The 13,011-nt window shown below is 53.3% G+C and carries 8 protein-coding genes; 1 reads left to right on the top strand and 7 read right to left on the bottom strand.

Annotated features, from left to right (window positions below; all coding sequences use genetic code 11):
* Positions 1-119: 119 nt before the first annotated feature.
* Positions 120-878: an SDR family oxidoreductase gene (locus ACKGJP_RS04840; protein WP_409344553.1), complete on the top strand. Its 759-nt coding sequence runs from the start codon at positions 120-122 to the stop codon at positions 876-878.
* Positions 879-1,815: 937 nt separating this feature from the next.
* Here ACKGJP_RS04840 and uvrA read toward each other — a convergent pair.
* The 7 genes from uvrA to ACKGJP_RS04805 form a co-directional block, all read right to left on the bottom strand.
* On the bottom strand, positions 1,816-4,728 hold the full coding sequence (gene uvrA / locus ACKGJP_RS04835) for an excinuclease ABC subunit UvrA (protein ID WP_409344552.1): 2,913 nt from the start codon (positions 4,726-4,728) through the stop codon (positions 1,816-1,818).
* 7 nt (positions 4,729-4,735) lie between these two features.
* A complete protein-coding gene (locus tag ACKGJP_RS04830; protein WP_409344551.1) occupies positions 4,736-5,698 on the bottom strand; it encodes a hypothetical protein in 963 nt (320 codons plus the stop codon).
* Positions 5,699-5,929: 231 nt separating this feature from the next.
* On the bottom strand, positions 5,930-6,934 hold the full coding sequence (locus ACKGJP_RS04825) for a zinc-dependent alcohol dehydrogenase (RefSeq protein ID WP_409344550.1): 1,005 nt from the start codon (positions 6,932-6,934) through the stop codon (positions 5,930-5,932).
* Positions 6,931-9,228, bottom strand: coding sequence for a helix-turn-helix transcriptional regulator (locus ACKGJP_RS04820; RefSeq protein WP_409344549.1), 2,298 nt, complete (start codon positions 9,226-9,228; stop codon positions 6,931-6,933). The genes ACKGJP_RS04825 and ACKGJP_RS04820 overlap by 4 nt, the downstream gene beginning before the upstream one ends.
* A gap of 70 nt (positions 9,229-9,298) precedes the next feature.
* Entirely contained in the window at positions 9,299-10,174 is an 876-nt protein-coding gene (locus ACKGJP_RS04815) for a carbohydrate ABC transporter permease (protein ID WP_409344548.1), read from the bottom strand.
* On the bottom strand, positions 10,168-11,133 hold the full coding sequence (locus ACKGJP_RS04810; RefSeq protein ID WP_409347078.1) for an ABC transporter permease: 966 nt from the start codon (positions 11,131-11,133) through the stop codon (positions 10,168-10,170). The genes ACKGJP_RS04815 and ACKGJP_RS04810 overlap by 7 nt, the downstream gene beginning before the upstream one ends.
* A 162-nt stretch (positions 11,134-11,295) precedes the next feature.
* Positions 11,296-12,915: an extracellular solute-binding protein gene (locus tag ACKGJP_RS04805; RefSeq protein ID WP_409344547.1), complete on the bottom strand. Its 1,620-nt coding sequence runs from the start codon at positions 12,913-12,915 to the stop codon at positions 11,296-11,298.
* Positions 12,916-13,011: the final 96 nt, after the last annotated feature.

Below are 13,011 nucleotides of genomic sequence, written 5' to 3'. Positions count from 1 at the left end.
CCAATCCATTCTCATTATACTTGAAATATAAACAGTTGTTGAATAACGAACAGCTGTTTACCATATGATTATTTCCTTTAAGCGAACACCACAATATATCCTAACGGAGGTCGTACACAATGAAGCTAAGCGGTAAAGTAGCGGTCGTGACAGGCGCGGGTTCGGGAATGGGCAGAGCGATTGCGGTTCTTTATGCGCAGGAAGGCGCCAAGGTCGTCGTCTCCGACATCAATTCGGAGGCGGCCCAAGAAACGGTCGCGCAGATTGAAGCGAACGGCGGCAGCGCAGCTGCGGTAGCGGCGAACGTGGCCTTGGAAGCGGACGTGCAGCGCATGATCGACATGGCGCTTCAACGGTATGGAACCCTCGATATTCTGGTTAACAATGCAGGCATTATGGACGGCTTCGTACCTGCCGAGGAACTGACGGACGAGCTGTGGGAACGCGTCTTTGCCGTGAATACGACGGGGCCGATGCGCGCCATCCGCAAATCGCTGCCGATATTCAAAGCCAAGGGCAAAGGCAGCATCATCAATATCGCATCGGTCGGCGGCTTGTTCGGCTCGCGGGCCGGTACGGCTTACACGGCTTCCAAGCACGCCGTCGTGGGCATGACCAAGAACGTCGGCTATCAATACGCTAAGCTCGGCATCCGTTGCAACGCGATCGCACCTGGCGGCGTCAACACGAGCATCGGCACCGGCAGCAAAGAGCCTCATCCGTTCGGCATGGAACGGTCTATGCCCGGCATGGGTTCGATGCCGAGAGTGGGCGAGCCGGAGGAAATCGCACAGGTGGCGCTCTTCCTCGCGTCGGACGATTCCAGCTTCGTGAACGGAATCGTCGTTACGGCCGATGCAGGCTGGACGGCGATCTAACGGGGAACGTGTGGTTGACAACCAACACGTATCGCCCCACCGCTCGCTGAGAGCTGCGCTGTGCAGAAACGAAAAACCGGCAGTCCGGACCTATATGGGTTCGGACTGCCGGTTTTTTTTGGTAGAATTGGCGTGCTGCTCTAGCCGGAGGACTGGTGAACGCCTCTAGCAGATAAACTGGAGAGGAGCTCTCCAGGGTGAGCTGTTGCGTAGCTTTTCAGCCAATAGACCGGGGGTGAGCTTTTCACGGGAAACTGGTGCGTAGCTTTTTAGCCAATAGACCGGGATGAGCTTTTCACGGGAAACTGGTGCGTAGCTTTTTAGCCAATAGACCGGGGGTGAGCTCTTCACGGGATACTGGTGCGTAGCTTTTTAGCCAATAGACCGGGGATGAGCTCTTCACGGGAAACTGGTGCGTAGCTTTTTAGCCAATAGACCGGGATGAGCTTTTCACGGGAAACTGGTGCGTAACTCTACAGGGTTAACTAGGAGTAACCTTGCCCGGTACCTGGCGAACGGCTTCTACATCGTAAACTGGAGAGTAACTCTACGCTGCACGGACAACCTAAATGGAAAACCTGCAGTTGCTGCTGCTCAGACTAACATCCCTATTGAACTAACTGGATTTCCTGAAGGTAAATCGGTTGATTCTTTGCAAATAGCGGCTGATCGTCCGAATTACCTGTAGGTTATCCATCTCAATGAACGTACAATCACAAAACAAGCCATTTTAACTGGAGTTTTTCCAGTTAATCTGAACGCGTTTCCGCTTTTATTTCTCGCGACTCTAGCTATTGTTGCCCTCGATGATGCCGATTCCCTCACGTATGAATGCGCGCGCTGCCGTATGCGACGTAGCGCCTACGTTTTTTGCCGGCGACAAGGACATTGCTATAGCCTTTGGAAATAAAAGAACTCGGGCGAGAACGAATTCCGTTTACCTTGCGCCGGCCTCCTGCGGCACAAGCATCTCCCTCAAAAACGTTCCGGTCAGCGAGCCTTCCGTCTGCGCCACATCCTCCGGCGTGCCGGACGCGACGACCTGTCCGCCGTTTTTGCCGCCTTCGGGTCCCATATCGATGACATGGTCGGCGACCTTGATCATATCCAAGTGGTGTTCGATGACCACGACGGAGTGTCCAGCATCGACCAGCTGATGAAGGCAATCGATCAGCTTCTGAATATCGCGCAAATGCAATCCCGTAGTAGGCTCGTCGAGCACGTACAGGTTATGCGAGCCGCGTTTGATTTTGCTTAGCTCGGTCGCCAGCTTGATTCGCTGGGCCTCTCCGCCCGACAAAGTCGTGGACGACTGGCCGAGCCGCAAATAGCCGAGTCCCAGCTGGTTCAGCACGTTCAACTTATGCAGAATGTAAGGCTGATCGGCAAAAAAGACGACCGCTTCCTCGATGCTCATGTCCAGCACTTGCGCGATGTGCATGTTGTGAATTCGGACGTCCAGCACATCGGCGTTGAACCTTGCGCCTTGACACGCCGGGCAGACGGACTCGACATCCGGCATGAACTGAAGCTGCGTCGTGACGATGCCCTCGCCTTGGCAATGCTCGCAGCGGCCGCCGTTTTTCTGGTTGAAGCTGAAATCGTTCTTGCTCAGCTCTTTACCCGCCGCAGCCGCGGCATCCGCGAACAACTCGCGGATTTTATCGAAGAAGCCGACATACGTAGCCGGATTGGAACGCGTGCTTCGTCCGATCGGCGACTGATCGATGGTGACGATACCGGTCAAATGCTCATGTCCTTCCAGCGCTTCATGCTCGCCGGGAACGATCCTCGCGTCGTGGAACAGCGAGAACAATTGCTTGCACATGACCTCGTTGATCAGCGTGCTTTTGCCCGATCCGGATACGCCCGTGATGCAGACCATCACGCCAAGAGGGATGGTTACGTCGATATTCCGCAAATTATTCGCCCTTGCCCCGCGGATCGACAGCGTCAAACCGGAAGAGCGCCGGCGTACGGCCGGCACCTCGATTCTCCGGCTGCCCGATAAGAATGAGCCGGTAATGGAATCGGGATTCGCCCGCAGCTTATCCGCCGTTCCCTCCGCAATCACCCGCCCCCCGTGCCTGCCGGGTCCAGGCCCGATCTCGATAATATGATCCGCACTGCAAATCGTATCGATATCATGCTCGACGACGATGATCGTATTGCCGATATCGCGCAGCTTCTTCAGCGTATCGATAATGCGTATGCTGTCCCTTGCATGCAGTCCGATGCTCGGCTCATCGAGCACATAGAGCATCCCCATCAGCCCGGAGCTGATCTGCGTCGAAAGCCGGATACGCTGCGCCTCCCCGCCGGAGATGGTGTCCGAACGCCGGCCCAGACTCAAATAGTCCAGCCCGATGTCGAGCAGCAGGTTCAGCCGGGATTGAATCTCGTGAGCGATTTGACGCCCGACATGCGCCTTTTCCGGCAAATACGTAACGCCTTCCAGAAACCGGCTAAGCTCCTTGAGCGGCATGTCGCAGAGCTCATGGATGTCGGCGCCGCCGATTTTGACGAAAAAGCGCTGCGGCTTCAGCTTCTTCCCTTCGCAGTCCGGACATACATGCTCCACCATCGCTCGCTTGTAGAACTCGTCTTCCGTGTTGCTCTTCGCATTGCGCTTCAAGTACAGCTTATACCACCAATTGATAATGTGAACGAAGCCGCCGAAGCTCATCAGCTTGCCTGCATGACGCGATTGCGTTTTGCTTGCTTCGCCTTCGGGAAGAAAAGGGAATTTCTCTCCCGCGGTACCGTAAAACAACATGCGCCTGACCGTTTCCGGCAGCTCCTGCAGCGGCGTATCCAGACTGAAGCCGTAATGCTTGGCCATGCTTCGCACGAGCGTCCACAGCCATGTCCCCGGGTTGCTCGTGTTCAGCAGCTTCGGATCGATCGCTCCCTTGTTGATGCTCCTGTCCCCGTTCTTGATCAGGAAACGCGCTTCCGAACGCATGAAGGTCCCGATCCCCCCGCAAGTCCGGCATGCGCTGTCAGGGTCATTGAAGGAAAAGAAATTCGGCTGCAGTTCGCCCATCGTAAGATGATGCTCCGGGCAGGCAAAGCCCCGGTAAAAATCTTCAATATCGAATGCCTTCCCTTTTCCTTTCCCTTTCGGCTGGCCGGCGATTTCAAAACGGATATAACCTTCTCCAACCAGCTTCAGGCTGTTTTCGATCGTCTTGGTCAGCACCTTGAACACGTTCGGCTGGATGACCACCTTGTCAACGACGATCTCCATCCGGTAATCGGCTTCTTCATCAAGCTCAAGCGGATCGCCGAGGCTGTGCCGCACACCGTCGATATTGACCGTACGAAAACCTTTTGCGCGAATTTCATCAAGCGTCGTTTCATAATTTTCGCCGTAAATTTTGTAAATCGGAGCCAGCACCTCCAGCTCCGTTCCTTCGGGCAGCCGCTGCATATGATCCACCATTTGCGCCGCCGTACGGATCGGAATGGGATGTTCGCAGAACGGGCAGCAAGCTTCCCCGGACGATGCGAAGAGAAGCCGCATAAAGTCGTACATGTCGGTCATCGTGCCGACCGTCGAGCGCGGATTGACAATCCCTTTCTTCTGTTCGATGGCAATGACCGGAGATAGCCCGAAGACGAAGTCCACATCCGGCTTCTTCAGCTGATTCATCCGGCTCTTGGCGAACGTAGAAAGCGATTCCAGAAACCGGCGCTGTCCTTCGCCATACACGACATCGAACGCCAAGGAGGACTTTCCCGAGCCGCTAACCCCGGTAATGACCGTCAGCTTATCCCGTGGAATATCCACGTCGATGCTTTGCAAATTGTTTTGCCTGGCCCCGCGCACTTCGATAAATTGCTTCACCTGCTCCTCACGTCTCCCATCCCGGCATCGAGTCTTCTGCATCCTCATAGAAATAAGCCGGCTCCGTTACCTGCAGCCTGCTCTTGGGCGTCACCTTCGTCTCGGACTCCATCTTTGCCAGAAGTCCCCGCTCCGCCAGCCAGTCGCATATCGTCGCGACCGAGCCCGTATCGAGCTCGATGACCACCCCGAACTTCTCCGCGATATCCGTAACGGTACGCATATCCGCTTCTTCCTTCAAATAATCCAGAACCGGCTTGAACAGACGCTCGGCCCTTTCGTTCAGGTATTCATTGATAAGCTGAATGACACCGGTCACCTGCTGCCGATCGACCTCGCCGCCAACCAGCTCCGTATACGTCCTCCGGAAAAAAGCCGGGTTAAGCGCGATCGCCTGTTGAACCGCTTCCCTCATCGGGACCTCCCCGTGCAGCACCACCTCTACCTGCGCGAGCACATCAGCCATTTTAATCAGCCAAAAAGCGCTGTAGGTCACATCCTGCTTCACGTACAGCCATTTTTCCGCCTTGGCGAGCAAACCGAGCGTATATCCCCCGAGACGGATCAGCTGCAGCTGACGGTCGCGCTCCCCTACGTAGCGGATCTGTTCGAAATATTCGGCGATCGACGGATCCTTCGTGAACAGCAGCGTGCTGCGAATGAGCATCGAATGGCTTATGGAGCTTTGCACCGACCGTTCCATCCAGCGCTTGAACTCGTTCCGCGTCTGAATGCCCGCGTTGATCGGCACCTCGTTCTCGACGAAGCACATGTAGCCGCTCCTCAGCTTCTGATCGTGCACGATAATCTTCAGATCGATGTCCGACTTCTCCCACACCTGGTCGTACGACAAGCTCCCGAGCAGGACGGCGGCAATCACTTGCTCGTCACGCTTGATCTTATCGACGAAGGCTTTCAGCGCTTCGCGGTAGAGGACCGTTATGTCGCCCGCGGCTTTTACGTTCTCCATATAAACCTCCTTGCATGACAATTGATGTACAGCAATCGCAAATATTCATCGTCAGTCCAATGCCCTTTTTTTCAAAATATTTACTTTTAACCATTCTATCAAACATACGTTCTCATGTATATATTATCCTTTTATTTTATTGAGATTGACGCCATAATAAAAAAACTCAAGCATGGTTCATGCTTGAGCCCTAGATAACTTACCGTTTTATTCCGAAATCGAAAACGGAGATTAGGCGAACCGGAACAGCGTCCCCATAGCCGTCGTCGATGACGATGCATATTCCTCGTACGCCTTGTGAGCGTCCGCGGCGGCATAAATGCCGCTGATCAGCGATTGCACGCCGACCCGCTTTTCGTCCAGCAGCCGGATATACTCCCGAATGTTTCGTCCTTCCGTCCAGCGAACGAAGCCTACCGGGTAATCGCGGTTTTCCCGCTCGTAAGCCGCATCGTACCGGCCGGGACCACCAGCCCGCGAGATCAGCACCTGCGCTTCCTTGCCGAACATTTTGCCCCGCGAAAATTCGGTCGATACGTCGCCAACTACTACGATTTTGCCCCTGTCGCGTATCCAATCGAACGCGCTGTTGATCATCGCCTCGCCGTTCCCGCTCGCGCACAGCAGCACGCTGTCCGCCCCGAAGCCGTCCGTCACTTGGGCAATGGCATCCTCCACGTCTTCCTGCTCCGCATAAGCATGCTTGATGCCGCATTGCTGCAGAAGCGACGCGCGGTAAGCGTTCCGGTCATAGCCGATCGTCGGGCAGGCCGCAGCTGCCGCGATTTGGCCGGTTAAATTCCCGAGAATGCCGAGCCCGACCACAACGACGTTCTCGCCGAACCGTAAATCGGCCGTCCGCAAAGCGTGAATGGCGATAGCCCCAAGACCGCAAAAAGCGGCTTCCTCCGGGCTGACATGATCCGGAACCGGTGCGGTCAGATTGACCGGAACGGCCAGCAGCTCCGCATGCCGCACATAAGGGCCGCCATAGCATGCCACTCGCTGCCCCGGCTTTCTCAGACCCGCTACGTCGTCAGCCGTCCGCTCGACGATGCCAACGCCGCTATAACCTAATGCAGCCGGGGCATCCGACGACCTTCTGACCGCCGTCATCTCCGTACCCGGGCTTACCGCGGTATATTCCGTGCGGATGAGCACATGTCCCGGAAGCAGCTCGGGCTCTTCAACCTCCATCGTATAAATCGACCCGTTGCGGGCGACAATCGCTTTCATTTCGTTTTCCCTCCGGATTGCAAGTATTCGCCTGACACATTTCGGCGATATTCGCTCGGCGAAATGCCGTAATATTTTTTGAACGTCGTTGTAAAGGTGGACGAATTTAAATAACCGGTTTTTTCCCCGATTTCGGCGACCGACAAGTCCGTGCTTCGAAGCAGTTCCTTCGCATGGGACAAGCGCACCTTGTTGATGTAATCGACGAAGTTGACGCCGAACGTCTTCTTGAAGTAGTTGGAGAAATATTTGGGGCTCGTCTCCATTTGCTCCGCCATATGGTCCAAATGCAGATTGTCCATATAGTGGCTATCGATATATTTGGCGATGGATGCCGCATTCAGCTTGCTTTTGGCCTCCCGCTTGGCGCTCTCTGCGATTCCCTTCGCCGCTTGAACGAGCGCGTCGCGAATATCCTCGTGACGGAAGGCGGACGCCGTTTTCTCAAGAAAAGCCGTCTCCGCCTGCATGATCTCCTTCGGATCGGCATCGTTACTATCAAGCAGCTTCAACATATCGTAAAACATCATTTTCGCAGCCGGTATCAGCTGATGATGATGGATGCGCCGTTCCGCGTTTTTGGCGAAAATGTCGTCGATGATCCGGATGCACTCCCGCTCGTTGCCGCTGGCGAGGAAATGGGAAAGCTTCTCGACTTCATCGAGCGGAAAATAGACCCGCCACGTATATCGGATAGCTTGCACGTCGATCACCGGGCCCTCGGCTCCTACGTTACGGTAAGACAGGCCTTCCGTTACGTCCCGGTAAGCTTTGCTGCAATGCTCGATTTTGGACGGGTAGAGCCGGCTGACCACAACGAGCATCGAAAAATCGTTCCACACATCCTTCTCCGCATGCTTCACATAACTGCGAAGCCTTCTGACCGCATTCTCGCGCTCCGCCGAGGAAACGACGCCGATAACGGCCAAGAACGTTTCCCGCCCGGCATGAAATACGGCGTTATACCCGACTTCGGCCTGCAAACCGTCGCGTATGGCATCCGTCGTATAACCGGGATCCAGGGAGCCCGCCTCATTGCTTTCTCCAGCCCGCTTGAAATGAAAGGCAGCCAGCATAAAATACGACTCCTTGAACTCTTCGGTAAACCGGCGCCGCATACGGAACTCCGCTTCCTGCGATTGGACCCGGTTTTCGAGCGTATTCAAGAAAGCGCTTTTTACCATATCCGCATCCATTTCCTCCATCCGGGCTTTGAAGGCTTCATTCTCCTCCCGGAGCTTGACGATGCCCGAACTGATCCGCCGAAAATCGATTTCCCGCGGATCCCGCCCGCCCATCAGCTTGAAAATAACCCGCATCGGCTTATATAAATATAAGCTGAGCACGCCCGATAGAATGACCGCGAATATAATCGCAATCATGATGATACGGCGGTTCGCTTCACTGACCGGCTTCATATCCGCAAATTGATACGGCACCTTGTTGACATAGGTAAAGCCGTTAAAGTCGGATTTATACAGGTTGTATTCGTTGCCGGTTTTTTTGAGCGTAACTTCCTGCCCTGTCTTTCCATTAAGCTCGCTCAATACGTTGATGAGATCGAGCGACTCCTCGGTGCTCAGAATGGCGTTGCGCTCCTGATCGAGTACGACCAGCGAGGTGCCCTGCATCATCGCCGATTGGTTGACGTGCTGCAGCAGTTTGTCCACGTTCAGAAAGACGAGGACATTATGATTGTAGATCTGATTTCCGCTTGCCACGACGAGAAGCTTCCGGAGCTTCTCATTGATCGCTCCCGTCTCGCTGTTCCACTGGCCGTACCATTGCGATGGGAATATTTTCGACGTGTGAGTATTCCGCCCGAAGGACATCCAAAATTCGGAGTTGTACATCTGGTTGCTGAATTTCAGCCGGAACAGATCCTTCAGATGGATCGTCCCGGCCGTCGTGATGGCAAGATCGGAATTGTTGTGAAAGACGACTACCTCTTCGATGTAATCGACCCGGGTAACGATCTTACTAATCTCTGTTCTCATCAAGTACACTTCGTGCAAATCTTCCGTTCCTAAGCTGGACTCCGTTATCTTCCAAGTGATATAAGGAAGGGACTGGATGGAATAGATGATATCGTTAATATCTTTGAAGCTTTCGTCGAAGACGCGAATCGTGTTTTTAACGACAAGCCTATTGTTTTCGCTGACCTGATCGTAAATGCCCGAAAGCGACTTCTTATACACCATGTAGTTGGAAACGAACATAATGATTACAATCAACAGCAATGCCGTGAAAATTTTAAGGAAGCCTCTGTTCGCCATCCAGCGCAATGTTGTCATCAAGCCCTACCCCCCATGAATGCAAACGACAAAAATCGTCACATTCCTTACTCTTTCGACAAAGGGGGAGCTATCCCTTTTCAGACCCTAACATAATGCCTTTGGCAAAATATTTCTGGGCAAACGGATAGATGAGCAAGACCGGCACCATGGAAATGAAAATCGTCGCATTCTTCAGCGCTTGCGGCGCTAACAGCGCCTGCTCGATCAGCCCCGACTGCTTGTTCGTATCGAAAAACAGCATATCTCGAAGCACGACCTGCAGCGGATAAAGCTTGGCGTCATTCAAATAAATCATCGGAATGAAGAAGCTGTTCCAATGGCCCATGAAATAAAACAGTCCGATGGACGCGAGGGCAGGCTTGGAAAGCGGGATGACGATGCTAAACAAGACCCGGTATTCGGAAGCGCCGTCCATCACCGCGGATTCGCGCAGGGAAGGAGACATCGCCTCATAGAAGCTCTTGATAATGAGAAGTTCGACCGTCCAGATCGCATTCGGCAGCACGATCGCCCAGATGGAATCGATCAGGTTCAGCTTTTGTACGATCAAAAAGGTCGGAATGATGCCGCCGTTCAAGAACATCGTAAGCACGATAGCCACCATAAAAAACTTCTTGCCCACAAACCCATGCCGCGACAGCGGATACGCCGCTATGGCCGTCATCAGAAGGTTAATGAACGTGCCGACCGCGGTATAGAGAATCGTGTTCAGGTACGCCCTCGGAATGCGCGGACTCTCCAAAATTTCCTTATACGCATCGAAGTTGAACCCTCTCGGCCATAAAAACACTTTGTTCTGCACGATGTAGGACGTTTCGCTGAACGATACCGCCACGATATAAACGACCGGATACACCGTTACGATGGCGACCAAACTTAATACCACGGTGAGGAAAAAATCAAACAGAGTAAATCGCTGCCCCAGGGCGCCTCTTCTTACCATAGCCCTTTCCCTCCCGCTTTCTTGCTTATCGTGTTGGAAATCAGCAGCATGACGAGAGCGATAACCGCTTCGAACAGGCCGACCGCGGCCGCATAGCTGTAATTCGTTTCGAGCATCCCTTTCCGATACACGTAAGTGGAGAATACGTCCGCCACCTCGTACGTCATCGGATTGTAGAGCAGCAGCACCTTCTCGTAGCCGATCCGGAAGACGGAGCCGCTTTTGATAATAAACAGAATCAGAATCGTCGGCATGATGCTAGGAAGCGTAATGTACCGCATCATGTGCCAGCGCTTCGCGCCGTCCACCTTGGCCGCTTCATACAGGGTCGGATCGATGCCGGCAATGGCGGCAAGATAGATAATGGCTTCGTAACCCATATGCTGCCATATCTCGGACGATATGAATATGGTACGGAACCACTCCGGAGCGGCCAGGAAATAAATGCCCTCGAAGCCCATCGCTTTGAGCGCCGTATTGATCAGACCGTTCGTCGGGGAGAGAAAGTCGATCACCATACTGCAGACGATAACGACCGACAAGAAAGCCGGAAGGTAGCTGAACGTTTGCACGGTTTTCTTGAATCTGATGCCGCGGACCTCGTTTAACAGGAGCGCGAATATGATCGGGAACGGAAACGCCCATATAAGCGTGAAAAGACCCAGCAAGAACGTATTTTTGAACAACAGCCAAAAATCCGGACTATCGAAAAAACGCTGAAAATGCTCGAAGCCGACCCACTTGCTTCCCATTATGCCTTCATAAACGCTGTAATCCTTAAAGGCGATAATCAGCCCGTAAATCGGACCGTACCGGAACAAAGCATAGAAAACGATACAAGGAATGAACAAAATAAGCAGTTGCCGGTCCCGCCGTATATTTTTCCATAACGAAGCGAACCCGGAACGCGGTTTCTCTACTTTAGGCAGGGGGTTCATCTCCGAATGTGTTGTTTGCATCATTAAATCCCTCCGATTACAAAGGTAAACGTCCGGCGGCTGTGCTGCCGTGCGTTACCGAGGCGATGAACATTTCATCGTGGTATCATCTTCCGAATGGTGAAAGAGAGGGGCACCCGAATCGATAATATCCGGGTGCCGCCGGCCAAACGCGTTCCTCTATTATTTCGCTTCGTCGTAACGCTTCTGCGCCGAGTTGAAGGACTCGATGAACTTAGCCGCACCCAGCTTCTCAACCGTTTGCTTCCATTCTTCCCACTGCGCGTCGCCAAATTCTTTCTTCATGACGTACTTCGTGCTGAATTCGTTAGCGGCTTTGAGGATCGAAGCGCGGAGCTCCGCAATCGTTTTCGTTTCTTCATCCGAGAATTTCAGCACAGGATCGGCCGCTTCGAATTTCTTAGCCTTGACGATCTTGTCTTGGGCTTCTTGCTCTTTCTCCGTGAACTTGTAGTATACGCTGCGCTTGTCCGGACGTAGGTACATGACTTCGAGCCACATGCCGTACTTTGCATCAAGCGTTTTGATATCGACATTCGCGACATCTTTCAGCTCCGGATAAACCGGTTTGCCGTCCACGAGATTGTAGGTTTCGCCTTCAACGCCCATCGTGACGAGCGAAGAGCCGGACGGGCTGGTCAAGTAGTCAAGCAGCTTGAGTGCGATGTCTTTCTTCTCGTTGTTCGATACGACGATGCTGAAGTTGTCGATCTTAGGCAGCGTCCGGATATTGCCTGTCGGGCCGACCGGATTTCCGTAACGCAGGTTGTAGGCCGGGTTTTGCGCCTTGACTTGAGTGGCGAACTGCTCGAGCCTTCCGATCCAGTCGAAGGTGACGAACGATTTGTCCGTTGTCATTTTTGCTGTCCAGGAAGCGTCCGTATCCGTAATGAATTCCGGATCCATAAGCCCCTCGTTATACAGCTTCTTCATGTAGTCGAGCATGGCTTTGTATTCGGGCTGCAAGTATTGAAGCTTCCATGTTTTGGATTTTTCGTCATAATAAGCAGGAAAGTTTCCGCCGCCGATTCCCCAGCCGTAGGCCCAATCGCTGAAAATGATTTCCTTCGTTTTGGAAGCGAGTGGATACGATTGCGGATAAGCTTCCTTCAGCTTCTTAAGCGCTTGGTAGAACTCGTCGGTGTTCGTCCATTCCTTGATGCCCAGCTTGTCGAAGATGTCCTTCCGGTACAGGAAGCCGTGGTTGACGTCGCGCTGCAAGCCGTAGACCGGCCAAGTGTACAGGTTGTTTTTATCGTCCGAGTACGATTTCATGACCCAGCTGTTTTCCGGATTATCGGCGTATAGCTTCTTAAAGTTCGGCAGGTCGTTCAAATGCTTGTTGATCGGCTCCAGTGCGCCTTGCAAGCCCATTTTGTTCGCTTCGTTAAGCGTAAGGCCGTGGAAAATATCCGGAAGCTTGCCCGATGCGACGACGATCTTCAATTTATCTTTATACGTTTGGGACGAATAGGCTTGAATATCGAGCTTGATCCCCGTACGTTTTTCGATTTCCTTAACGACCATCGAGTTCGGCAAATTCGTGTTGTCGCTGACGAGCATCCATGTTAAGGTAGTCGGCTTGTCGACGATCGGCAGCTTGAGGCCGCCCGTATCTCCGACGTTTTTCGCGTTGGCGTTAGCGGATGCAGACGGCGATGCGGATGGAGATGACGACGTCCCTCCGTTTTCTGTCTTCGTGCCGCCGCCGCAGCCGGCAACAAACGATGCGACCAGCGTGATTGCGGAAAGAACGGCGAGATGCTTTTTCTTTTTCGACATTTCTTTTTCCTCCCTTTTGTTTGTGGTGCTTGGCTTGCTTCCCGGTTCATCCCATTCGGCTGTCACCGGGTACATTCCCCATTGTAAAAACGCTTT

It is taken from the genome of Paenibacillus litoralis (genome assembly GCF_046244365.1).
In the GTDB taxonomy this organism is placed as follows: Bacteria; Bacillota; Bacilli; order Paenibacillales; family NBRC-103111; genus Paenibacillus_V.
The sequence above is the reverse complement of the archived record's forward strand: the minus strand, read 5'-3'. Positions and strand labels throughout refer to the sequence as shown.